Source organism: Lysinibacillus sp. NPDC094403, from assembly GCF_050278745.1.
Taxonomy (GTDB): Bacteria; Bacillota; Bacilli; order Bacillales_A; family Planococcaceae; genus Lysinibacillus.
On the sequence record NZ_JBNNTL010000004.1, the window covers coordinates 68350 to 93532 of the forward strand.

General features: G+C 35.6%; 24 protein-coding genes, 2 pseudogenes and 2 riboswitches. Of the genes and pseudogenes, 4 read left to right on the plus strand and 22 right to left on the minus strand.

Annotation, left to right across the window (positions count from 1 at the left end):
* Positions 1 to 79: 79 nt before the first annotated feature.
* The 15 genes and pseudogenes from ACQKMV_RS08820 to ACQKMV_RS08890 form a co-directional block, all read right to left on the minus strand.
* Complete coding sequence (locus ACQKMV_RS08820; protein ID WP_427503455.1) at positions 80 to 589, minus strand: QueT transporter family protein; 510 nt, start codon at positions 587 to 589, stop codon at positions 80 to 82.
* A gap of 152 nt (positions 590 to 741) precedes the next feature.
* Complete coding sequence (locus tag ACQKMV_RS08825) at positions 742 to 1497, minus strand: 3-oxoacyl-ACP reductase (RefSeq protein WP_427503456.1); 756 nt, start codon at positions 1495 to 1497, stop codon at positions 742 to 744.
* 55 nt (positions 1498 to 1552) lie between these two features.
* Complete coding sequence (locus ACQKMV_RS08830; RefSeq protein WP_427424561.1) at positions 1553 to 1774, minus strand: DUF2829 domain-containing protein; 222 nt, start codon at positions 1772 to 1774, stop codon at positions 1553 to 1555.
* 232 nt (positions 1775 to 2006) lie between these two features.
* Positions 2007 to 2855, minus strand: a complete 849-nt coding sequence (locus tag ACQKMV_RS08835; RefSeq protein WP_427503457.1) for a GNAT family N-acetyltransferase — start codon at positions 2853 to 2855, stop codon at positions 2007 to 2009.
* Positions 2856 to 2875: 20 nt separating this feature from the next.
* Complete coding sequence (locus ACQKMV_RS08840) at positions 2876 to 3430, minus strand: histidine phosphatase family protein (RefSeq protein ID WP_427503459.1); 555 nt, start codon at positions 3428 to 3430, stop codon at positions 2876 to 2878.
* Positions 3431 to 3779: 349 nt separating this feature from the next.
* Positions 3780 to 5087, minus strand: coding sequence for a Spo0B domain-containing protein (locus ACQKMV_RS08845; protein ID WP_427503461.1), 1308 nt, complete (start codon positions 5085 to 5087; stop codon positions 3780 to 3782).
* A 600-nt stretch (positions 5088 to 5687) separates the two neighbouring features.
* A complete protein-coding gene (locus ACQKMV_RS08850) occupies positions 5688 to 6731 on the minus strand; it encodes a C45 family autoproteolytic acyltransferase/hydolase (protein WP_427503462.1) in 1044 nt (347 codons plus the stop codon).
* A 127-nt stretch (positions 6732 to 6858) separates the two neighbouring features.
* Positions 6859 to 8301, minus strand: a complete 1443-nt coding sequence (locus tag ACQKMV_RS08855; RefSeq protein ID WP_427503463.1) for a spore germination protein — start codon at positions 8299 to 8301, stop codon at positions 6859 to 6861.
* A gap of 170 nt (positions 8302 to 8471) precedes the next feature.
* Positions 8472 to 8939, minus strand: coding sequence for a 6,7-dimethyl-8-ribityllumazine synthase (gene ribH / locus ACQKMV_RS08860; protein WP_370082743.1), 468 nt, complete (start codon positions 8937 to 8939; stop codon positions 8472 to 8474).
* Between the two features lie 363 nt (positions 8940 to 9302).
* Positions 9303 to 9896: pseudogene (ribB, locus tag ACQKMV_RS08865) on the minus strand (3,4-dihydroxy-2-butanone-4-phosphate synthase); the annotation flags it as partial.
* Between the two features lie 29 nt (positions 9897 to 9925).
* Positions 9926 to 10564: a riboflavin synthase gene (gene ribE / locus ACQKMV_RS08870; protein ID WP_427503464.1), complete on the minus strand. Its 639-nt coding sequence runs from the start codon at positions 10562 to 10564 to the stop codon at positions 9926 to 9928.
* A gap of 140 nt (positions 10565 to 10704) precedes the next feature.
* A riboswitch (FMN riboswitch) is annotated at positions 10705 to 10830 on the minus strand.
* Positions 10831 to 10955: 125 nt separating this feature from the next.
* Positions 10956 to 11081: riboswitch (FMN riboswitch) on the minus strand.
* Between the two features lie 197 nt (positions 11082 to 11278).
* Positions 11279 to 12037 carry an SDR family NAD(P)-dependent oxidoreductase gene (locus tag ACQKMV_RS08875; protein WP_427503466.1) on the minus strand — a complete coding sequence of 253 codons (759 nt, stop codon included), beginning with the start codon at positions 12035 to 12037 and terminating at the stop codon, positions 11279 to 11281.
* A gap of 71 nt (positions 12038 to 12108) precedes the next feature.
* Positions 12109 to 13734 (minus strand): ribosomal protection-like ABC-F family protein, encoded by a 1626-nt coding sequence (gene abc-f, locus ACQKMV_RS08880; RefSeq protein WP_427503468.1) that lies wholly within the window; start codon positions 13732 to 13734, stop codon positions 12109 to 12111.
* A gap of 474 nt (positions 13735 to 14208) precedes the next feature.
* A complete protein-coding gene (locus tag ACQKMV_RS08885) occupies positions 14209 to 14361 on the minus strand; it encodes a hypothetical protein (RefSeq protein WP_427503469.1) in 153 nt (50 codons plus the stop codon).
* Positions 14362 to 14487: 126 nt separating this feature from the next.
* Positions 14488 to 14759: pseudogene (locus tag ACQKMV_RS08890) on the minus strand (SDR family oxidoreductase); the annotation flags it as partial.
* A gap of 324 nt (positions 14760 to 15083) precedes the next feature.
* Between ACQKMV_RS08890 and ACQKMV_RS08895 the strand changes: the two are divergent.
* The 3 genes from ACQKMV_RS08895 to ACQKMV_RS08905 all read left to right on the plus strand — a co-directional run bounded on the left by ACQKMV_RS08895 (position 15084) and on the right by ACQKMV_RS08905 (position 17836).
* Positions 15084 to 16154, plus strand: a complete 1071-nt coding sequence (locus ACQKMV_RS08895) for a YibE/F family protein (RefSeq protein ID WP_427503695.1) — start codon at positions 15084 to 15086, stop codon at positions 16152 to 16154.
* Positions 16154 to 16930, plus strand: coding sequence for a YibE/F family protein (locus ACQKMV_RS08900; protein WP_427503470.1), 777 nt, complete (start codon positions 16154 to 16156; stop codon positions 16928 to 16930). The genes ACQKMV_RS08895 and ACQKMV_RS08900 overlap by 1 nt, the downstream gene beginning before the upstream one ends.
* 288 nt (positions 16931 to 17218) lie before the next feature.
* A complete protein-coding gene (locus ACQKMV_RS08905; protein ID WP_427424573.1) occupies positions 17219 to 17836 on the plus strand; it encodes an HAD hydrolase-like protein in 618 nt (205 codons plus the stop codon).
* Positions 17837 to 17883: 47 nt separating this feature from the next.
* Here ACQKMV_RS08905 and ACQKMV_RS08910 read toward each other — a convergent pair whose 3' ends face one another.
* The 5 genes from ACQKMV_RS08910 to ACQKMV_RS08930 form a co-directional block, all read right to left on the minus strand.
* Positions 17884 to 18708: a methyl-accepting chemotaxis protein gene (locus ACQKMV_RS08910; protein WP_427503471.1), complete on the minus strand. Its 825-nt coding sequence runs from the start codon at positions 18706 to 18708 to the stop codon at positions 17884 to 17886.
* 107 nt (positions 18709 to 18815) lie between these two features.
* Positions 18816 to 19811: a VanW family protein gene (locus ACQKMV_RS08915; protein WP_427503472.1), complete on the minus strand. Its 996-nt coding sequence runs from the start codon at positions 19809 to 19811 to the stop codon at positions 18816 to 18818.
* A gap of 137 nt (positions 19812 to 19948) precedes the next feature.
* On the minus strand, positions 19949 to 20077 hold the full coding sequence (locus ACQKMV_RS08920; RefSeq protein ID WP_427503473.1) for an S-layer homology domain-containing protein: 129 nt from the start codon (positions 20075 to 20077) through the stop codon (positions 19949 to 19951).
* A gap of 430 nt (positions 20078 to 20507) precedes the next feature.
* Entirely contained in the window at positions 20508 to 21116 is a 609-nt protein-coding gene (gene safA, locus ACQKMV_RS08925; protein ID WP_427503475.1) for a SafA/ExsA family spore coat assembly protein, read from the minus strand.
* A gap of 504 nt (positions 21117 to 21620) precedes the next feature.
* Entirely contained in the window at positions 21621 to 22244 is a 624-nt protein-coding gene (locus ACQKMV_RS08930) for a hypothetical protein (RefSeq protein WP_427503476.1), read from the minus strand.
* A 161-nt stretch (positions 22245 to 22405) separates the two neighbouring features.
* Here ACQKMV_RS08930 and pgeF point away from each other — a divergent pair, with 161 nt between their 5' ends.
* Complete coding sequence (gene pgeF / locus ACQKMV_RS08935) at positions 22406 to 23167, plus strand: peptidoglycan editing factor PgeF (RefSeq protein ID WP_427503477.1); 762 nt, start codon at positions 22406 to 22408, stop codon at positions 23165 to 23167.
* A gap of 54 nt (positions 23168 to 23221) precedes the next feature.
* On the opposite strand, the gene ACQKMV_RS08940 is transcribed toward pgeF, so the two are convergent.
* Both ACQKMV_RS08940 and ACQKMV_RS08945 read right to left on the minus strand, forming a co-directional pair.
* On the minus strand, positions 23222 to 24589 hold the full coding sequence (locus ACQKMV_RS08940) for an amino acid permease (RefSeq protein WP_427503479.1): 1368 nt from the start codon (positions 24587 to 24589) through the stop codon (positions 23222 to 23224).
* Between the two features lie 350 nt (positions 24590 to 24939).
* Positions 24940 to 25149 carry a hypothetical protein gene (locus ACQKMV_RS08945; protein ID WP_427503480.1) on the minus strand — a complete coding sequence of 70 codons (210 nt, stop codon included), beginning with the start codon at positions 25147 to 25149 and terminating at the stop codon, positions 24940 to 24942.
* Between the last annotated feature and the right edge of the window lie 34 nt (positions 25150 to 25183).

The following is a 25183-nucleotide window of genomic DNA, read 5'->3' on the forward strand; positions in this document are numbered from 1 at the left end:
ATTATGGGGCCTCAATAAATAATATACAATCAAAAAAGCAAGTCATCCTTTTAATGGCGACTTGCTTTTTTACTTTAATTTATTTTGTCAAATCAATTTTTTTATTTAATAAATAAATAGTTATACCGCCAACAGTCATAGACAGCAATTCTCCAACTCCTACTGTAAACCATGTCGCCCAAAATGGAAGATCATAGAGAATTGTTAATTGTCCTGCAACGGTGAACATTGATATTGCAAAAATCAATGCAGTTATAACCATTTTTACAATAACATTTGTTATATTTTTCGTTACTCTTCGACAAAGAATTAAAACGAGAAATGTCGCAATTCCACCAATGGGTACATCTAATATCCACGTTGGTGACATGAAATTTGCGAGTACTACTCCTAGAGTCACGGCTAACACATAGCGCTTGTTGTACAATGCCAGATAATTGAACATCTCCGACAAACGTAGTTGTACAGCCCCAAAACTAATGACTGACAATAAAACAGTTACAGCCACATATAAAGCTGCAACAAGTGCCGTCTTTGTAAGTTCGTTTACAGAAGTACGGCTTGAATCTTTTACAATAGATGTATTCAATTTTATTCTCCTTTGTAAAATAGCCCATCCGCTATTTTAGTAATAACTACGGCCAAAGGAAGAGAGCTTTTCACCCTATCTGAAGTGCCGCAGTGCAAGCTAAATTTTGCTTACTTGCGTATTATAGCAAAAAAATTTATTATTGAACAATATTATTTAGTAAGCCATCCGCCATCAATCGGTATGATTGTACCATGTATATAATCAGCTGATTGACTAGCCAAATAAAGTGTTAAACTCGCCACTTCACTTGGTTGAGCCCAGCGTCCAGCAGGCGTTTCATTGGCGACCCATTTTGCGATTTCTCCATCACCTTCAAAATCTGCCTTGTTCATCGGTGTTTGAATGGCTCCAGGTGCAATGGCATTGGCACGAATTCCTTCACGACAATAATCTAAGTCCAACTGCTTCGTATAGCCTACAATCGCATGTTTTGACGCTGTATACGCCGCCCCACCACCGCCTGCAACAAGCCCTGCAATAGATGCCATATTAACGATTACGCCTGATTTTCTTTTTACCATATGGGGTAATATCGTATTGGTCACAAAAAAAGTACCTTTTACATTGGTATTCATAATTTTATCCCATAGCGCTTCATCTGTATCGAGTGTTTTTGCAAAGCCATCTAAAACGCCTGCGGTATTTAATAAAATATCTACCTGCTTAAATATTGAAATCGTAGCTTCAAATGCTTGCTCTACATCGTCCTTATTGCATACACTACCTACTCTATAGGCAAATTGTTCAGGATATTGGTGATGTAGATTTACTAACCCTTGTTCATCTAAATCAAAACCGAATACACTCGCCCCATTTTCTAAAAATGCAATAGCTTGAGCCTGTCCAATTCCTGAAGCAGCCCCCGTTACAAATATTGTTTTACCCTTATATTCTTCAAACGTCATTGATCTCTCTCCTTAAAAAACAAAGAAACCACCTCATTTGAGATGGCTCTTCCGATTAATTGACAATTATCCAATCTTCCGCTAATAAATCACAGACTGTCGGTGTGAACATAGTATAGCCCTCACCACGTACATTAATTAAAAAATAAGGATTCAAAGTCTCGCCATCATGTTCGCTTTGTCCAACAAGCTTCACATACAATTCGGCACCGCCCCAATTTTTACGAATTACTTTCTCTCCGGCTTTTAAGCGTGGTAATATCTCTTCAAACGTCATTTAAACTCATCCTTTATTTACATTCTTTATCGGATTAGTATACTGGAATTTTTAAATGTTTACAACCTGATATAAGTACTGCTAAGATAACTAGCCCTCAAGCAAACGTATTTGAGTCCGCGATGATTGTATAAGTATAACGTTGGCCATTTAAAACTCCCAAAATTCAAGCAATTGTTCAGCTTAACATTGACATTTCAAGCCTTCTGTAATTTTATCTACTCGTAAACTATTAATCCATTTTCTTCTTCATTTGTACTTGCTCAGTTTTCACTTCTAGTCCATTCTCCATTAAATAGCTAGTGGCTGGATTGCTTGCTAAAAAGTTAACTGTGGCCAGATTTACTTTGTGATTTGCAATGCTTGCGATAAAGTGTGGAATATTTTCTACATTGCTATTCTGCAATAGCTCTAATTGATAAAGTACTATGTGGTCGATGGATTCATCCTTACCCCATACGGTTCTATATAACATATAGCCAATCGCTTCATTATTCTCATTGTAAAAAACTTTAGCTTCTCCTTGCTTGTTGCTTTGCCAGCTACATTGCCAAGGAACATCCTCCTGATAAAAAGATAAATGTGGTAGCTGCTCTGGCCGAATAGTTTCCACATAAATTGCGGCTTGCTCCTCTACTTTTGCTTCATATTCGCCACTTAAAAATAGCAATTGATTTGTAATTATATAACCATATTTCTCATATAGCGCAATGGCTATTTTATTTTCTTTTATAGCTTCAAGTGTTGCAACTTCCACATTCTCTCTTTCATAGATGGCAATGGTTTCTTCCATTAAAACACGAGAAACACCTTTACCGCGATAATCTGGAGAAATGCCCGTTCCACCATTCCAAGAGGTTTTCTTACCATCTATTTGTCTAAAGCCATTTAATACAATGCCTACAGGATTATTCTGATCAAATGCGACTATTGAAAGCTCTGGCGATAGTCCTTCACCAACGATTCGGTTTAAAAACTTTTCTTCATTCATTTCTATTTGTACAAAATACCCCTCAAAGCCTTTATTCCAAGTTTTTAAAGTTTCCTCTAAAGTGCACTGTGAGACTGTTTTTAATTCCATGCTTTTCTCCCATCCTTAGCTTAATTAGAGTTACTACCTAAAAGTGGTAGATCTTCTAAAGTTAGTTTTTTTATTATTTCATACCCATTTCCAGGACCTTTTGGTTTCACAATAACCATTCCCATATTAGAAATATTCCCTAATCCAACACCTTCGGGAAAGCTATGGGCAACGATCACTTGATTCATACCCTGCGGTGGCTTTCTTTCTAACACTGATTGGAGATTTGATAATATATTTGTTTTTTCATCGTTAGGAACATTCCCACCCAATTTATAAATTCCATAACCAATTGGGTCAATTTGGATATAGGCATAAGGAAACGCAAGCTGTGCCGTCTCAATTGTACGACAAAAAGGACTTACTACAATCGGTGAACTGATTGGAATTTGTAAATAGCGTAGCATTTGTCCAAAGTAAATTGCCTCCCTTCGCCCAACTTCAGACAAATTTCTTTGAGTATAACAATCTTGAAAATTTAAATTTGGCTGATCTAATCCGACAGTTGCTTGGCCATGCCTTGCATACAAAACAAATCCACCCTTTTTCAATAAATCAAGGATTGATTTATCCAATTATTCCATCTCCTCATAATAGAGTATCATTTTGATTATTAGTAATATATGAAATGAATTGCTCAAAAAATGTAGAAATGAAAGTTGAATCATCTTTTCGCATAGTGAAGCAGCTACTTCGCCAGTAGAACAGCCAATTTAGCCGCTAAACTCCTTTACTTCGCCGGTAGCAGATTTCAGTTTCTCGCTTTCGCACATAAAAAACATTGTTGCTAAAGTTTCTTTTTATCACTGCCAGATAATACATGCTATGTGAAGTGGTTGTTTTGCCGAAGGGCCAAGCTTTAATTGACACAATAGTTTATCCTCAAAAAAACTTCCTACAATTTTCTGTAGGAAGTTTAGAAATTTACTTTATTGGAATAGTTACTATTGCGGTTGTCTCTAAATGTTTTGATGAATCGATAGAAATTTGACCTTCGTACTTATTGACAATTTCATTTACAATAAACAAGCCCTGCCCTCTTATTTTACCACTTTCTGGTTTTTTAGTGGAAAATCCTTGCTTGAATATTTGCCCCGCCTCTACAATATTTGGCCCAGAATTTGTAACCTTAAATTCATATTGCGTGTCATCTGCTTTACAGCGAATTGTTATTTTTCGTTGTTCTTCCGGCAATTCATTTGCCGCATCAATAGCATTATCTATTAAATTCGACAAAATTTTGATTAAATCCGTCGTTTTAATTTTATTAAATGCATCCTGTGAGACTGTGAAATCCATATCAATATTATGATTTTGTGCCGTTAGTTTTTTCGTTTGTAATAATATAGACAAGCCAGGATGATCAATATTTACTTTGAGGGACTTAATAGCCTGAACCTCTTTGGACAATGAAGATAAATATTGTTTGGCCTGTTCAGGTTTGTTTAATTGCAGAAATCCATGTAATACTTGTATATGATTTGTGAAATCATGTCTTAAAGAGGATACGGAAGTGATTAAAGTTTTAATTTCTGCTTGATATGTATCTTCTGTCGCTCCAACTTCCTTCGCCACTTCTTTCTGATACCATCTCTGTAAAAAGAAAAAAGAGCCTATTACGAGTAAAATGAGTACACCATTAAAAATAAAGATAAAAAGATTGTCTTCGATCACTTTTCCCTTGATGCCATTTAATGTTTCTGCACTAATATCAATGCCTAGGTATGCAATGATCTTTCCTGTTTTATCCTTTATCGGCGCACCAACAGATAAGTAGGCGCCGTGTACAGAATCTGGTATTACTTCTGTTACATATGTTTCTCCTTTATAGGCTTTTTGCACTTGCTTTTCAGGTACTGTACAGACCTCTCCGATATCGAAGCCTTTAGTCAAATCACCTGGTAATCCCATAATCATTGCTTTGGATACTTTTGGATTATCAACTTTTAAAGTATAAACAAATAAAGCACCTAGTTTTACTCTTGCATCATTTAAGTAGCTTCTTAATTCCCAATAATAATCGTTTTTCTCGGGGTTATCTAAAAATTGTTTGTACGCCTCTACATCAATTGAAGATGCAATAGAAATAGCCGCTTCCAGACTTTGGTTCGCTATTGACTCCTCTACTGTCTTTTTCATTTTTATATAGGATGTAAAGATGTTTAAACTTGTAAACAATATTAATAAGATAGTCGATAGTATTAAAATTAATTTTATTTTTCGTGTTTTCATAAAACCTGGTACTTCCTCATCTATAGAAATGAATATTGCCTTAATTTAGTTGGGCTTGGCTTGCGCATTAAATACAAAAATTGTTAGTCGGTCATACTTTCTACTAGGGAAACAATTTCATTTCATATCCAACAATCCTATTATACTATAGTAAACTTCTTTTTTTTATGGTTGTTTAAAATTAATCATTAGCTAATCATTCATTGTCACAAGATATTTCAGAGCGATTTGGACGGCAATGGCTATCTACTTATCTGCTATCAGTTAATCTTAATAGCACCGTTTCAATTCATTTGAGAAAATACATACGATAAAGGATTCTTCGCCTCTCTAAATAAAAACATTCGTTCTTATCTTATCATCACAAAAGAGTTTTGGCTATCACCAAACCTTCTTTACCTCCACTACTGTTTGAGCTATTTCCTTCCTATACTTGAAATTGGAGTCGTCTATAAGGTACTGATAAAATTCTAAAACGATTTTATTTTTCGAGTGAGATATTGTACAAGTCGCAACCAATAGTTTAATAATCCTTCTCTAGAAAGAAAACAAAAAAGGAGAACAGCATTTTATCATGCCTCTCTCCTTATTATATATTGTTTATTCTATTCCATCTTCGTTGTGTGGATAAATCCGACCTGTTAACCTTTTTGGAAGCGTTAGCGCTTCGTCCAAATAATCTTTAAAAGAAATTATTATCGGTTCTGCATCCTCTCCTATTCCAACAATAACTTCTAGAAGCTTTGGCGAATAAATTACGGTATGTAGTGTGCCAAAGTATTCTTTATAGTGTTTAAAAAATAGCGGAGAATTTCCATTATTAAAATGTCGGTAAGTAGCCATTGTAGTCAAATTCTTTTCTACTAAACTATTTAAAAAATGCTTTCGATTAACGGACCCTTGAATATTTTTCTTATTTTTCTCTTTCATGCTAGTTGCTTCAAAATGATTCGTACAAATTAACGGATTTCCATATTTTTCTTCTTGCTTCTGTGGGGAAGCTTCTACTACTATAGATTGACCGCTTTGATCTGTCATTGAGTAATTATAGCAATAACCATGTGGTAGCTCTCTGATTAGTTTAAGTGCTTCTTCAATATTTTTACATTGCTCTAATAATATTCGGACAATCGTTGAAGCGATAAAGCCCTCATCATGGTACTCACTATTAACAAAATGCAGACCGACAACTAACCCAAATTCATTCATTCCATCGAGTCTACCGATAATTTGTTGGCTAAATCCAACACTTGCGTATCCATTCATTGGATTAGAAAATACAAGTCTGGCATCATACAATGTTGGACTAAAATCATAGTTTCTTATGTATTTGCCGTTTTGCACAAAAGATGTACAGCCCATTTCTGGAAAGGTAATATTATACCCACTATACATTTTAATCACAGAATCCGTCGTTTGAGTCAACCCAACAGCCAATCCTTCCATTTCTTGTACAAGGCTAGGGCAATGGAATTGTAGTAGTTGTTTTGCCATTTGGACATTTGTTTTATTTGTTAAGTTCGGAAATCCATTCTGTATTGGATGTGAATGTGATAGTAGCACTTTACTTTGTTGGAGTCCAATTTGATAGTAGCTGCCTCTTACATCTATAACTTCTACGATTAACTCTTCATAAGATCTCATTGCTGTTCTCTCCTTACCTAATGTGATAGATATCTATTATTCATCGTAAAGCTTCAAGTTAATAAAAGGTCAAGTAAAATATAAAAAGACCAGGCTTATATAAACCTGATCTCTTCATTCTAAGTATTTATTTTTTCCTACTCGATGTCCTTGTCTCATCCTGTACATTTAAAAAATTCGGACGCTTACGATAATTTGCAGAAGATAAGCGAACTAAAGATCCTTTAATGTTCTGCCAATCTAAATCTGCTCCCATGTTTAAGTACGGAATACCTAATACTCTTATATTTGCAGTATAAAGAAGTATGAAAAACACCGAAATGAAGAATCCAAATAACCCTAAAAAGGCAGATGCTAAAATGATGATGATCCTGAGAATACTCATTGCTGTTACAATAGATTGATTGACGAGTGTAAAGGCTGCAATACTTGAAGTAGCAATAACTACAATCATGGAAGGGCTCGTAACACCCGATTTAATCGCTGCATCTCCAATAATTAATCCCCCGACAACACTTATGGACCCACTGATAACATTGGGTAGATGGATATTTGCTTCTCGAAATAATTCAAACATAAAAAGCATCATTAATGTTTCAAGAAAAGTTGGAAATGGAAGACCTGTCCTTGACTCAACAACTGTTGCCAATAGGATGAAAGGCAATTGCTCTTGATGATAGGTAGTCAGTGCAAGCCAAAAACCTGGTAAAAGTACACTTATTAAGATAGCCACTATTCGGAGTAAACGTTCCATAGAACTTACAATAACTGGATACTCGTTATCCTCACCGGATTTAAAAAGTAACATTGAGTTAGAGGGTGTAATAACTGCATACGATACACCATCAACTATGATAATAATGCGCCCTCTGCTTAAAGCTTGTACAGCAAAATCAGGGCGTCCAGTATAATCATGTCTAGGTAGAATCTTTCCACCCCGCTCAATTCTCTCCATCAATAAATCTCCACTAAATACAATATCCGTATCAATTCTCTGCAGCTGTAATTTTATTATCTCAAGCATCTTTTGATTTACGACATCTTCTAAATAAAGTACAGCTACGGTTGTTTTGGATCGTTTACCAAGTTCATATGTCTCAACACTTAATGAATTAGTAGGTAATCGCTTGCGTAATAAAGCAATATTGATAAAAACATCCTCAATAAAATCATCTTTCGGACCTTTGACTACTAATTCAAGGGTCGTTTCTTTAGGCTCCCGATTCGGTTTTTTAGCGATATAACTTGAATACAGCAAATTCATATCTTCAAAATACAGTAAAACATGTCCTTTATAGACTCTCGTCATGGCCTCATCTTTACTTGTTATTCTCTGAAGATGGGGAATGTGTAATTTATTTTCTATATGTTGCTCTAATTCATCCGATGTTCCAGTAAATAATGATTGAATTCGTTGTACAATAACGGTCTGTAGTAAACGTTCATCAATCATCGCTTCACATTTTATCAAATGTACTTTATGTTGCTGAAAGAAATACTCCTGGAATACCACATCAGCAGATCGTTGAAATAGTGACTTCAAAGATTTCAAATTTAATTCTTGTTCCATTGAAGAAATATCCCTCATCTCCTGCTGAGCCAGCTCCTAATTAGTGCATTTATGAGTATTACCATAAATACACTTAAGGATATTTTCCCCATGGTTTTAAAAAATATTCATTTTAAAATGCTTTCCAGAATAATTTACCTATGAAATTTCCATACTATATCAAGATAGATTTATCCAATCATCTTCTTTAAATTTGCCATTTCAATAGCAGACATTGCCGCATCATAGCCTTTATTTCCTGACTTAGTCCCAGCTCGCTCAATTGCTTGTTCAATATTTTCAGTAGTAACAATGCCAAAAATAACAGGTACATTTGTAGTTAGTGACACATTTGCAATTCCTTTAGCTGATTCATTACATACATAATCATAATGTGTTGTTGAGCCACGAATCACTGTACCTAATCCAATAATTGCATCATATTTCTTTGTTTCAGCTAACTGTTTCGCGATGAATGGAACTTCAAATGCACCAGGAACCCACGCTACATCAATAGAGTTCTCATCCACACCATGACGCTTTAAACCATCTAATGCACCATCTAATAATTTGCTTGTAATAAATTCGTTGAAACGACCAACTACTACTGCTATTTTTAAATCCGTACCAATTAATTGTGCTTCAAATGTTTTAACCATTTTGAATCTCTCCTCTATTATTTAGTCTAATCATCATAACGTGGGGTTGATTTCCGTTCCGACTGGGCGCTTTTATCGCTGCCGCTTCGCTTTCGCGCAGAGCAAAGCTTCCTGGGGGCGTCGGGGCTTGCGCGAAAGCGTAGTGCAACGAAGCGACAGCAACAGCACCGATGTCGGTCACAAAGGCGTTATCACAGGACGTGATGGTTTTAGCCTTCGTTCCCCAATTGCTAATCCTCAAGGAGTCGCCCAGTCTCCACTCCAATCAACTTATATACATAAAGTACGTTTTAACAAATGTCATTCCAAATTTTTGTTGATGATCCTTTATATTGTCTGTGTGTTTTCTTCCATTATTTGTTGACGACGATATGTTGCCAATGCTTCAATTGAAATCATTTTTAAATGATGATGCGCTGCATATTTAATGAGGTCATTAAAGCGTAGCATTTCGCCATTGTCTCCCATAATTTCACAAATAATGCCCGCAGGAATACTATGACAAAGCTTTGCCAAATCAATTGTAGCTTCTGTATGTCCTCTACGTTCTAATACACCATTTTCCTTTGCTATTAGTGGGAATACATGGCCTGGTCTACGAAAATCCGCAGCTTTTGCCTGTGGCTCTATCATTTTTTGTATAGTCATTGCCCGTTCAAAGGCGCTAATTCCAGTTGTTGTGTCTACATGATCTATACTAACGGTAAATGCCGTCTGATGATTATCTGTATTAATACTAACCATTGGCTTTAATGCTAGTTTTTGTGCTAGCTGCTGTGAAATCGGCGTACAAATAAGACCTCTTCCATAGGTCGCCATAAAGTTAATCGTTTCTGGGGTCATAAATTCCGCAAGTGCGAGTAAGTCCCCTTCGTTTTCTCGGTCCTCGTCATCTACTACAATAATCATCTTACCTTGTTTTAAATCCTCTATTGCTTCTTCGATTGAATGTAGCAATATCTCCACCTCCTGTTCGTAAATTTTGGTTAAAAGCCGTTTTGTGCTAAGAAGTCTCTTGTAACAGTCGGTGGTTCCTGTCCATGCTTAAGTTGATGCAAAATGTATTTTCCAACTAAATCTGTTTCTACATTGACGTGATCACCAATTTTCTTCTTACCTAAAATGGTTTCCTTGTAAGTGTGGGGTATCAGGGATACTGTGACACCGTTTTTCTCGACATGAAAGAGTGTTAAACTCGTTCCGTCAATGGTGATGGAGCCCTTTGGTATACAGTAGCTCGTTAACTCCGTTGATAGTTCAATATCAATATAGACTGCATTTGCTAATGGCCGCTTGCGCAATATTTTCCCTACTCCGTCTACATGTCCGGATACAAAATGACCTCCGAAACGTCCATTAGCTGACATAGCGCGCTCTAAATTTACAGGATCTCCAACTGCGAGCTGCTGTAAATTTGTTGCTCTCACTGTTTCAGGCATGACATCCATCGTTAGCTCTTGTTCATTAAAATGTATCACTGTTAAACAAACACCGTTGACCGCTATACTGTCCCCGAGCTTTACATCCTCTACCATTTTCTTTGAAAGTACGGTAATTTCCATACTTTTTCTATCGCTTTGCATGGTTTTTATGGTGCCAATATCCTCAACAATTCCTGTAAACATTTTTTCACCTACTTTCATTTACTTCTAATTTCTGTTCAAACAAAAAACCCCTTAGATTAAAGGGGTTTGGGAGTTCATTTACATAAGACGTCAACAAATAAACCTCATGGATACAAAATTTTTCCATAGGCTGTCATCTCATCGTTCTTCTCCCATCCAGACTGTCACTGTCGGTTTTGGATTTGCACCAAATCAGCTTGCGCTCACGGACTTTGAATTTCTTCATCACCGCCGATTGGGAATTTCACCCTACCCCGAAGAACTATTGCTATTCAATTTTTTAGCCAAATAAAACAAAAACTACTTCCCAACTAAACGATGGGAAGTAGTTAACATAAAAGCATACTCAAACAAACCTTATAAACTCAAGCGAATTTAAAAAGCTCACACTTCTACCCTTCTCCCATCCAGACTATAACTGTCGGTTTTGGATTTGCACCAAATCAGCTTGCGCTCACGGACTTTGAATTTCTTCATCACCGCCGATTGGGAATTTCACCCTACCCTGAAGGATATTTTTATTTAGCTATTTCTTACGATAACACTATTTCATTTTATTATCCAGATAATTCTTTTTTAAAATTTTTTCTCTAATTCATTTCGCATTCGCAAGTTTGTGCTGTCGTTACGTTTGCACATTCGCTACATAAAACCAGCCACCACCTTTGGTCATTACTAAAGACCAAAGGCGTGGCTGTTCCAAAGACAATAAAATTACACAGTTAAACTACCGTCAACAGAGACAACAGCACCAGCCATGAAGCTTGCTTTATCTGAAGCTAAGAATAGAACCGCTTCTGCTACTTCTTCTGGTTCACCATGGCGTCCCATACGAACACGTGACATTTCTTCTGGTACGTATCCTGTTTTTTTAAGTGTCTCTCCAACACTTTGAAATAATGGTGTAACGATACCACCTGGACACACAGCATTAATACGTATACCTTTATTTGCATACTCGATCGCAACGCCTTTCGTTAAACCAATTACTGCATGCTTACTTGCGGAATATACAGCGATACTGTGTTCCGGACGAATACCTGCCGATGAAGCAGTATTAATAATCGACCCTTTACCCTGCTTTTCCATTACTGGAATAACATATTTCATTCCTAGAAAAATACCTTTTACATTGATATCCATAAGACGATCGTATTCTTCCAATTCAACCGTTGTAAATGGTGCAAATTTTTGAATAATGCCAGCGTTATTGAAGAAAACATCGATACGGCCATATGTGTTTACAGCTTGCTGTACATAATTCTGAACATCCTCTACTTTGGAAACATCCGCTTTAACGAAAATCCCCTCACCGCCATTTTGTTGAATTAGTTTAAGTGTCTCTTCTCCAGTTTTCTCGTTAAAATCAACTAACACGACTTTATAGCCATTTTCAGCAAATTTAAGACTAGTTGCTCTACCAATTCCACTACCTGATCCTGTAATAACTGCAATTCTATTTTTATTTGTCATATTATTTTCCTCTTTTCGCTTTTATATTTTATTACGTAATCGTCCTCTTTGCCTTTCCACGCTCATGGCCCTTAGTTTAATTTCATTTTCATGTAATCGTCATAATTACCGTTAAAGATACTCATGCCAGTTGGAGAAAGCTCCACCATTTTGTATGCTAGCTTATTAAGAAAATATCGATCATGTGAAATAAAGAAAAGTGTTCCCTCATAATTCAAAAGAGCCTGTTCTAATACTTCTTTACTAAATAAATCAAGGTGATTAGTTGGCTCGTCCATAATAAGCACGTTTGCTTTTTGCATTACGAGTTTCGATAAAGCTACTCGTGCCCTCTCACCTCCACTGAGGGTAGATATCCTTTTAAAGACATCTTCATCAGTAAATAAGAAATTCCCTAAAACAGTACGAACTCTCGCTTCTTCAATGTGTGGGAACATACTCCAGACCTCATGTAAAATGGTGTTATTTGGGTGTAAGTTCGATTGCTCTTGATCGTAGTAACCTACCGTCACACCGTTACCCCAAGTGATAACGCCACTATCTGGACTAATCTCCTTTAACAGCGTCTTTATTAATGTTGATTTTCCAACACCATTCGGACCAATTAATGCAACCTTATCACCACGCTGTAGCTGAAAATTAATATTTTCTAATAGCGGTTGTTGCCCATAATCTACCTTAAAGAAAACCGATAAATCTCGTACCTTTAGCACTTCCTTATGAGAGTTTTTTTCCATTAAAAATCCCATCTGTGGTTGTTTTAAATCCTTTATAGGTTTCTCAATTCGTTCTATTCTCTCAAGCTGTTTTCTTTTGTTTTTTGCACTTTTAGAAGAAGTAGCCATAGTAATATTGCGTTGTATATAGTCTTCCATTTTCGAAATTTTTTGCTGTTGCAGGACATATTTTTTTTCAATCAAGTTGCGAGTTTTTTCTTTACTTTCTACATATTTGGAGTAATTCCCAACATATTTCCTGACTTCTGCTCGCTCTATCTCATAAATACCGTTAACAAGTGCATCTAAAAAATATCGATCATGCGATATGAGAATAATGGAACCTTGGTATGAGTGTAAATACGCTTCAAGCCAATTTAATGTTGTTAAGTCCAAATGATTCGTCGGTTCATCTAACATAAGTAAATCTGGCTGTTCCAATAAAATTTTCGCTAATGCAAGTCGAGTTCTTTGTCCACCACTTAGCTGATGAATAGGGGTATTTTTTGATGTACTCCCAAAGCCCATTCCATTAAGAATACTGTTAATTTTAGCTTCCATTTCATAGCCACCATGCTGCATAAACCACTCTGATTTTATTGCATATCGATCCATAATTTTTTCAAATTTTTCAGGATTGTCTATTAACGTCGGTTCGCTCATCTTCTTTTCAAGCTCTCGAAGTTCTTTTTCAACCTCAAGAAGGTCAGGTAACGCTTCTAACATTTCTGCCCAAATTGTATTGTCTAGCTTCAACCCACTGTCTTGACGCAAATAACCAATTTTAATACCTTTTCCGATGTAGAGCTCTCCATTATCATAAGGAAGGTCTCCCGCAATTATCTTTAGTAATGTTGATTTACCAGCACCATTAACACCAATGAGGCCAATTTTATCTCCTCGCTCAATTTTCATCGTTATATTTGAGAGAACTGGATCTCCCAAATAACTTTTACTAATTCCATTTAATTGAAGTATCATTTATTTAATCTCCTTATAGGTTTTGACCATCTCTTTTGCAAAGCTAAAACGCTTAACAGATGAATGGACATATAAGGTTACACATCTCTTTTCACTCCTATCAATTATCCCTCGGCATAATTGCATCCGGAATCGGCTTTGTGCTTAGGCCTGCAAGATGCAGGTCAGTTAGCCGTTATCGCATGGATGCGATGATTTTAGGCTAACATCCTTTATTAACTCCTTTCCGATTCCGTGACATCCGCCGGAGGCTTTAACTTCTTTCATCAGGTGTTTGGACACCTGATGAAAGAAGTTAAAACACAAAAAAAGACGCCGAAAGAACGGCGCCTTAAAAGTGCGAAAAAAACCCTACAAACAAGGGAAAGATTTCTTATGACTCACAATTGAACATAAAAAAGCGCCGTACAGAACCGGCGCCACAATACGTAATTATATTTATACAAGTTCATCAAAAATTAACGACTACAATTGTTAAAATAAGAAGGCAAAAGCTTCCGGAATCTGTTTCCGATATGAAATTTGCTTAAAAAAGGGCTGACTACTCCCTTTGACAGCAAATCTCCCACCAAGCATGTAAGATTTTACCTCTTTTTCTGCTAAGCCTTTTGCGAATACAGTTTCCATCACTTTTACCTCCTTTCGAATTTAGTATCTATTAATCTATCACAAAACGTTAAAGAATACAAATCCCTTAATTGCCTAAGTTTCCGTCATTATACCCCCATTCACATGAAGTACCTGACCAGTAACTTAGGATGAGACATCAGATACTAATTATATATAGGTAGGTGGTGCAAGCTCAAATGGCTGCCCCGCTCGTTTCATTGGCGTCTCTGAGGCAACTGTTTTGACATATTCCGCTGGATAACTAGAGACAGTTAATGGCGTTTAAATCGGTTCTGAGGCAACTGCGTTCACACGGATTCCCTTATAATTGCAATGATAATGACCTAGTAAATGAAATAATAGCTTCCTTTTGTATAGGAATAATCAACCAGTAACTGTGCACCGGCATAGGCTGTCTCATATATGATTTAATGAATAAACTTACATCAATGAATAACAATAATTTAATTATGCTATAACTAACTTAGTACGCTAAAAGCCATATTAACCTCGAATATATAATTAAGGAACTTCTATTCAATTAGCACGTTAAATTATAATGGCACTTTTTTAATCTTATTGACATTAAAAAATCATAGTGATATCGTGAGTCATTGTTCGTGTCAACTCAAACAATGACCGCAACGAATATGATTAGATTCCCTTCTCACATTGGAGGTTTTTTATTGCAAAACATCTTGAAAAAAAAATCTTTTAATAAAATTATATTTTATACCTTTATGGCAATTTGCTTTATCGCTTCTGTTTTTTTCGTTTATCACAATGAAGCATTTTATGATCGTCCAATTGCTGAAGTTATAAAAACGGAGTTAAAAGAATCAAACCCTGTAACGGATATGTATGAAAATGATGATCATTTATATACTCAGCTTATTACAGCTGTATTAAAAAATGGTGAAGAAAAAGGGAAGCTTATTCATTTTACAAATGAATATTCAGCATCTGGTGCCTTCGACCAGGAGTACCATGTTGGGAATAAATTATTTGTTTCCATTAAAGCAAATACGGACAAAAATGGAGATTTGACGGGAACTATTTTAGACGTTAAACGTGATCAGTTCGTCTTGATAGTAGCGTGGATTTTTATTTTTGCTTTGCTGATTGTTGGTAAAAGGCAAGGGTTATTTTCAATCATCAGTTTAGTTGTTAATTCGCTTGTATTATCCTTTGCTTTGGATTTATATGTGCATTCCAATATAAATTTGATATTTATCAGTGGGGTATGTGTTCTTTTATTTACGGTCATTTCCTTAATTCTCATTAACGGCTTGAATGAGAAAACATATGCAGCTATAGTTGCAACGCTTTTAGGAACTTTTATTTCATTATTGATTAGCGCTTTAGTTCTGTGGATTACATCCGAGAATGGGCTTCGATATGAAGAAATGCAATTTTTAACACGACCTTATCGAGTGATTTTTATGGCTGGGTTATTTATTGGGGCATTAGGGGCTGTAATGGATGTCTCCATCACAATGGCTTCTTCTATGTTCGCATTATTTGAGCAAAACCAAGATATTTCTGACCAAGCTTTAAGAACTTCTGGAATGGATATCGGGAAAGACGTTATGGGAACGATTACAAGTATTTTGTTCTTTGTGTATATTTCTGGTTCAATTCCTATGTTAATTTTATATTTGAAAAACTCTTATCCATTAGGACAAACACTGTCCTTGAACCTTTCGTTAGAATTAGCTCGGGCCCTAGCAGGTGGAATCGGTGTTGTCTTAACGATTCCGATCAGTCTATATACTTCTATTTTTTTCATTAATCGAAAGAGGGCAAAATAATGAATGTATTAGTATGGTTAACTGCCATTTTATTCATATTGATGATCGTTATTGGTGGAAAAAAAGGAGTACGATCTTTTCTATCTTTATTTTTTAACTTCGGAGTACTCTTTATAACTATCTTTTTAATGACCAATCCGAAGAATAGTCCGATTTTATTAACGCTCGTTGCCTGTACCGTTATAAGTTGGATTAGCTTATTTTTTATTAATGAATTGAGCAGTAAAACGATGACTGCTTTCATTTCTACGATGGTTACAATTGTCATTTTATTACTATTCATTGTTTTTGTAACGGACAAATCAATGATTAGAGGATTTGGAGCAGAATCCACAGAAGAAATTAGCATATTTTCACTTTATATTGGGGTCAATTTTGTGCAAATTGGAGCTTCCGTTATTATTATGAGTACGATTGGTGCAATTTTGGATGTTGCCATTTCCATTGCTACTTCCATGCATGAGATTCTTCACCATAACCCATTAATTAGCAGAAAAAAATTATTCACATCAGGTTTAAGCATTGGAAAGGACATTTTAGGTACAGATACTAATACATTATTTTACGCTTTCTTTGGTGGATATTTAAGCTTGCTCATATGGTTTAAAGATTTATCTTATTCAATTGGCGAAATTATAAATTCTAAAGTATTTGTCACTGAAATTATTATGATTTGTTGCGCAGGCATCGGAATCGCACTTATCATTCCTATTACTTCCTCAGTAAATGCATATTATTTAACAAAAAAACGAGAAAAAACAGAAAATGCTTCATAATAGTCGTACCTGTCCCCCAGCTCAAACAACGGATGACAGGTACTTTTTTGTCCATTCAATATGATTTATTTAATGAAGTCTTTTATTGCTCTTATTGAATTTCACGTATCATGCTCCCACTTTAGCTGAAAAAATAATTCCTCATTGTAAAAAAAAATGCTCATCTAGAGTTATTTGTAATACGCTGTTTCATATCCTGTATAATCATGTCATTAATTTAAGAATAGGCAGTAACATTTTCAAGAAAAAAACGTCTTTACAATTAGATTATAAAGGAGAAAATTTGTAATGAAATATATCATCTTTGATTTTGATGGAACATTGGCAGATTCTACGGCAGTGTTTGCATCGGCTTGGAATACCATAGCACAAAAATACAAATTTAAAGGAATAGAGTTAAAAGAAATTGAATCATTGAAAAAATTATCGATAGCGGAACGAAGTAAATTATTCGACTTTCCTATGTATAAATTGCCTATGATTTTACCACAGTTTTATCGCTTGTACCGTCAGTCATTAAATGATGTTCATCTTTATGATGGTATTAAAGAAGTCCTAATGGAAATTGATAAAAGGGGCTATAAAATCCTTATCATTTCCTCCAATTCACAGGAGAACATTTTAGAATTTCTAAAAATGAACGGTATTCATTGTGTATCAAATGTTCTTTGTTCAAACCGTATTTTCGGAAAGGATAAGGTGATAAAGAAATTTTTAAAGGACTCAAGTATTACACCATCAGATGTTTTATACATTGGTGATGAACAAAGAGATATCGTAGCCTGCAAAAAAGCGGGAGTGCCTATTGTTTGGGTCAGCTGGGGATATGACGCTATTGAAGTTGTACAACAAGAGGAACCCGAGTACAAAGTTGCTACACCGCAAGAAATTTTAAATATCATATAAATAAAGAGGATAATAGCGATTAAATTGCTATTATCCTTTTTAGAATGTTAGGCTTTTACCTCGCTAATATGCATTAATTTTTCTGCTGTGCTGTTAATTCCTTTATATGTATCAGTTAATTCCTGCATACTCACAGAAAATTGCTGGGTAAACGCTGTAATTTGATTTGCTGATTTATTGACTTGATCAATAGATTGTTTAATGCTTTCTAATTGATTTGTAATGCTATTGGCACTTTCATTACTACTTTGAGACATTTTCTGTATTTCAGATGCTACTACAGCAAAGCCCCGTCCATGCTCACCTGAGCGAGCAGCCTCAATGGAAGCATTTAATCCAAGAATTTTAGATTTCATAGCTAAATCTTTTACTAAATTAACAATCGTATTGATTTGTTGAATATCTCCAGTCATTGATTCCGAAAAGTTGGATAGTTCCTCTAAGCGATTTGATACATCTACACTTGCTACTGCTAACTCTTCATTCGTTGCGGTCATTTCTTCAACAGAACTAGAAAGCTCTGTCGCTAATAAACGCATACCATCCATTTTTTCATTCGAAATAACGGCACTTAACACACCAACTACTTTCCCGCCATCAAAAATAGGTTGTGCTGAGGCAATATACGCCATTCCAAAATCCTCAGAACCTCGCTCTTCCCTAATAAACTTTCCCAAGCTAAGAGCATTTTCAGTTGTTGTTCCACGATACTTCACTACAGGATCACCAACTTTAATCTTTAAGTCCACTTGTTTACCTGGCTTATAGGCAATGACTTTCTCAGTATCAGCAACTATAATACAAGCATCTTCTGGATATGTTACTTGGTAAAAATCAATAGAATCTATTGCTGCCTGTAGTTTCGGATGCATTATTCTCCCCCTTACTCATAACATAATTATACTGAAATACCTCAATTTAACTATAGCATGACACCTAAAAAAAGACACCATTGGCATTAGTGTCTTCGGGAAAAATACTATGGCTTTTTCAAGATTTCTACATATTTTTCTGCTGTCCTTATCTCAACTGTAAGAGCATTTTTACTATAGGTAGCTTTAATTAAAAATGGTACGTCAGTTGTATTTTGAAATCTAAAATCTAAGCCACCATAGGAAACTGTAGCGTCTCTTCCTTTTGGAACATACCCAACATCTAAGGAATGGTGATGACGTTCTACAAATTTTACTGGTATTTGATCGATTGCGTTAAACAAGGTTGAGGACGTTTGACAAACACCTCCCCCAATGCCCATCACAACCTTTTTATTGATGATTTCTGGCGCAGGCTGAAAACCGTTTACTTCATCCCTTGGTCCAACAACTGTATTGAAGGAAAAATAATCTCCACTTCCAACGATAACATTATTGATTGCCTTTGCAGAAAGTTCTATATTTTTATTTCTTCCTACATCATGGGTATTGAAGTAAGTTGTATAGGATGCAACAACTACGTTTTCTAAAGAAGGAATATCTTCAAAATAATACCTGCTTTCTGTAATATAAAGAGGCATCTCCACTTTACCACCGGTCGCTGATACTTCTAATATTTTCTCTACTAATTCACTTTCTTTTAAAACAATTAAAGGACTACCTTTAATTACTTTTCCTTGATCGTCCAGCTTATCGAGTACCATACGCTTATCATAGCCGGCTGTTTTTTCATTTCCTCTCGCTAGCTCTTTTACTAATTGCTCAATTTGTTTTATATACGATTGTCTATCACGTTCATAGTCCATTTCTTTCGGTGAGATTGTTTGTATGATGGCTTTTGTTGAAGGGTCCACAATTTCAACAACGACGGGCTCTGTTTGTTGTTGTTCAAAGGTAACAGGCTTTTTTAAATCCTCAGCCTTTTGCTCTGACTCTTGAAATTGTTGTTCTTGTTTTTTCTCATCCGCAGATTTCCCCTGACAGCCAACTAGCCCAATGGTACAAATAATACATAGTGTGGTCATCCACTTCTTTTTCAACATAACACACCTACCCTATCGTCATACTACAGAGACATCATATTCGTGTATTGTTGATAGTGTGTTGCTTTTTGTTCATTTTTATTTGTCTATAAAGTGAAAACACTCTACAAAATCGAGTGAATCACTTTGTAGAGTGTTTATTTTATCGTTAGTTGTAGTAAACGTGTTACTGGCTCGTCGAGGCTAAATTTACCGTTATAGCCAAGTGAAATACCGTAATCTGCTAATGCATCAATATAATTATAGCTCCAATGCGGTGTTGGCACATCTTGGAATGTGCTTGTTCCTCCTGATGTTATACCAATGGCAAGAACTTTGTAAGACTTTGAAGTCGAAGCATTTCTAGTTGATGTGTATTTTGTAATGTATCTAATTAATTTTTTACGTCCTTGATTTTATTATCTAATTTGATTGACTTGAAGCCTCGGTTACTTTAGCTATTTTACTATTTAGCTTGTTAAGATGATTATGTAAAACAGTAATTTTCTCATTTCTCTCCTGAGTCTCTTTAAGCTGAGTTCCTAATTGCACATCCAATAAAGGCGATCTTTGTTTTTGGACTTGCTTTAAAAGCTGATTCGACATCCATAACACTTATATCAATGTGTCCTACGGTAATACCGCCGTTAGAAATCACAACGAAAAAAGAACTACCCTTCCCTCGGTAAATGCTGAGTTCGGGGCAGTTCATTATTGTTATTTTTGAATAAACATTTGTGTCCAGTAGTTACCATCCTTCACATATCCTACACCAATATAAGTGTAATTTTTGTTCAGAATATTTGCTCGATGCCCTTCACTGTTCATCCACGCTTTGACAACTTCCTCTGCTGAACGTTGGCCCATTGCAATATTTTCGCCTGCAGATTTATAAGAAATACCGAAATTTTTCATCATCGTAAATGGTGTACCGTAAGTTGGGCTTGTGTGATCAAAGTATTTTTTGTCATGCATGTCCTGAGATTTATATTTTGCCACTCGTGAAAGTTCCCAATCTTCTTTTAAAGCTGGTAGACCGGCTTTAGCACGTTCTTCATTAACTAGTTTAACAACCTCTTGTTCGACACCCGCTTGTTCTTTAGTAGGAATATTGATTTTTTGGCCTGGAGATATTTGATTTGGATTCGCTAGCTGAGGATTTGCATCAATTAGCTCCTGTGTACCTGTTTGAGTTTTTACAGCAATTTTCCAAAGAGAATCACCTGATACTACTGTATATGAGTCGGCTGCCATGGCTGCGACTGGAATTAATAATGATGCGGATAACACTGAAGCAAGTACTGCTTTTTTTACTTTTTTAAACATATAATTCAATCCTTCCTGATTTGCTCTATATTTATCGTAAATAGTTTCAGAATATTATTCATCACTAAATTTTTGGAAGGATTTTTACAATTGTATGACATGAGGTAAGGGGAATTAAACCATTACCAATATAGCGCAATTCTTAAGCTCTAGCCTTGTAATATAGTTGTAACACTATTGTAATTGGGATATATTACTATAGTTTTCACAAGCAGAATTCTGGTTATTATCACCAATACATATCATTATTGTTACTAAATTTTTAAACTCTTTCAATCAATTGTTCCTCGGCATAATTGCGTCCGGAATGTTGGTCACTCAGTCGTGTGTTGTTGTCGCTTCGCTTTCTCTATAAAAAACATTTGTAACTGCGGTTTCACTTACGTTACCAAAAACACTTCTTGAAAGAAGTTGAAAAAAAACTGCAAAACAATTTGCGATGAATATAAGCCCTCCTCTCTTAAGGGTGCTTCTACCGCAAAAAGCGTGCAGATTTTAAATTTTTTATTTAGCATATTTCACATAAAACCTATAGATTAATACTATATAAATCCAATCATAAATCAGGGTTGCAAGCGAAATAATAGTAATTAACGGTGTTCTAAATGACATATAGAAGCCAATTGCTGCAAACACCGTACCGATCATTTTACAGACGGCTATGCCCATTGATTGTCCACTTAAGTTCCCTCTTTGTATTAATAAACCGATAAAAAGCCCTGACATCATCAGATTTTGTAAAAATGCAGCATACATGCCTATCATATCTTCGAATTCATGCATCATCGCTAAAATAGTGAAAAAGCTTATGACGAGTGTTATGAAAAAAGATGAATAAAATATCTTTCTCGGGATAATTTTTTTATACTCCTTATAACCATAACGTAAAAATTGCATCAGAATGAAGACGTCTAAAAGAAACCACAGCAAATTAATAATTTTTTGCAAGTCATTTTGCGGATACATAAATGAAAAGATAAATTCCCATGAAATATTGGCACAAATTGCGGCCATTGGCATGCCATATTTCTTATCTTGAAATCCTTGTTTGATGACGAGTATGTATGTAATAATCCAAAAAAGCCCCGAGCCTAATTGGCAGATTAGTAAGAATATCTCTTGCGTCATTTTTACAAACTCCTTCCCTCTAATATTGATTCTTCGATACTATATGTGAAGAAATCTATTGTTTATGTCAAAAGAATTGTAGAAAATACTCAAGGATCTTAATAACAGTAAACGCCTATACATTCATTAACCAATCATATATAGTAAGACGAGGTGATGATATGAAAAACAAAATTTATTTTGATAACGACCAATTTATTGCAGGAACTACCTTAAAGGATGACATCGCGCTAGAACATAACAATATGGCACTGCATACATGTGTAAATGAAGCAGATGTGTTAAACAATCGAAAAAAATTAGCAGCTACTTTGCATTGTGACTTGAATGATTTTATTTGCACTCAACAAACACATAGTGCTAACTTCCATAAAGTCACTCTTGCTGATAAAGGACGTGGCGCTGTGCAGATGGACAGTGCCATTTCGAATACGGATGCACTATATACATTAGAGCCCAATTTACTATTATGTAGCTTTACTGCAGATTGTGTACCTGTCATTCTTTATAATGAAGTGACTGGCCTTATTGGCGTGGTTCATTCAGGCTGGCAAGGGACCATTAAGGAAGTGACATTAAAACTGCTCCAACATTTAATGGAGCATGAGCAATGCAACCCACAAGATTTCCACGTACAAATTGGTATGGCACTGAGTCAAGAAAAGTTTGAGGTGGATGTAGATGTCTACGAAAAATTTCACAATCTAGGGTATGCTGAAGATTTTATGTATTTTAATGCTGAAACGAATAAATATCATATTGATAATCAACAAACCGTGAAAAAACAATGCGAGCTTGCAGGTATCCCTTCTAAGCAGATATTAATTGATTCAACATGTACATTCCTTAACCCAGATGGCTTTTCCTATCGCCAAGATAAACAGGCTGGTAGACATTTAAGCTTTATTATGAGAAAAGAATAGTAGAGAACAAAAAAGGATGTATCTCACATAAATGTAGAGACACATCCTTTAATATTATTGATTTTTAATTGGACGATTTTTTCCAATACCAAACACATAGTAGCTCATTGTAACAAGCGCTAAGAAAATAATTCCGACAATTAGAGAAACTCGTGTATCATCATTAAACCACATACCGATAAGCACCATTACTAAAAAGGCAATCGTTATATAGTTTGTAAATGGTGCAAAGGGCATTTTGAATGGATGCTTTGATAGCTGTTCACCTTTTATTTTTCTAAATCGTATTTGACTTATTAAAATAATAAACCACGGAATCATCCCTGGTAATACACTTGCACTGTATACATATACAAATAAATTTTTTGGCGCAATATAGCTTAGAATAACGCCAATGACCAAACCAACTAGCACGCCTACTGTACCGAATATCGGAACACCATTACTAGAAAGCTTCGCAAAAAATTTAGGTGCTTGTCCATTCATGGCAAGCGTATACAGCATACGTCCCGCACTATAAATTCCACTATTACAGCCTGACATTGCCGCTGTAATGACAACAAAATTAATAATTCCTGCTGCAGCAGTAATTCCAACCTTTGCAAAAGTTGCAACAAATGGGCTACCAATCGTGCCTAATTCATCCCACGGATAAACTGTTACAATGACAAAGATTGCACCGATATAAAATATTAAAATACGCCAAATAATGCTTTGAATTGCATTCGTAATAGTTTTTTGAGGATTTTTCGCTTCTCCTGCTGTAATCCCAATGAGCTCAACACCTTGATAGGCTGCAACTACTAATGATAACGCAAAGAAGAAGCCAGTCCAACCGCCTGTAAAGAAGCCTCCATGATTCCAAAGGTTCGATAATCCGATTGCCACACCTCCATTACCAATGCCAAAGAAAATAAGACCAAAGCCTGCAACAATCATTAAAATAATCGTCACAATTTTAATCATGGCGAACCAAAACTCAAATTCTCCAAAAGTTTTAACAGAAATAAAGTTGGCAACACCTAAAATCACCATTGCAACTAAACCTGGAATCCATGCTGGTAAATCTGGATACCAGTATTGCATATATGTTCCTACTGCTATAATCTCTGACATCCCAACAATAACCCACTGAAACCAGTTACTCCACGCAGTTAAATAACCAGCTAATGGGTGTATATATTTATAGCCAAATGTTGCAAAGGAACCTGTACTTGGCTCCTCGTAAAGCATCTCTCCCATTGCTCGCATAATGAAAAAAATAAATATACCTGCTATACCATATGCAAGGAGTACAGAAGGCCCTGTCCACTGAATGGCGCTAGCAGAACCCATAAACAAGCCCACGCCAATAGTACCACCAAGAGCAATCATTTGGATATGACGTGCCTCTAATCCCCTTTTTAATTCTTTATTTGCCACTCAAATTCCGCCTCTTTCTCTGAAGTTCTTCTACGATGAATTATTTAATAATAATAATAAATTCTTCTGAAAAACACAATTGTATTTTTAGGAAAAACATAATTATGACAATAAGACAAGGATTCTGAGAATTTTGGTGTTCTATCCAATACTTCGGCAGTTCTATCCGTCACTTCGGTGGTCCTATCCACCACTTTGGCTATTCTATCCATCACTTTGAATGTTTTATCCACCACTTCGGCGGTTCTATTCATCATTTCAGCGGTTCTATCCATCATTTCAGCGGGGTAAAAACCTATTTTATTACGTAAAAAAACTCTATTCCATCGAATGGAATAGAGTTTACTTTGTTACTGCAATAACGTCTGTTCTTGGAGCTTTGCAGAGAAGTATTTGCGTGCATCGGCTGTTAGAATTTGCAACAGAATAACCTCTTCTTGACGCGTGAACTCTACAAACATCCCACTTAAATTTTCATAAACATATTGGATTTTAAAGCCACTATCTAAATAATGATCCACTTTTTTTATTTCCTTTGTGCTTTGTTGATGTTCTGACATGCAATCACCTCACCTTTCCGTTAATCAACCTCAT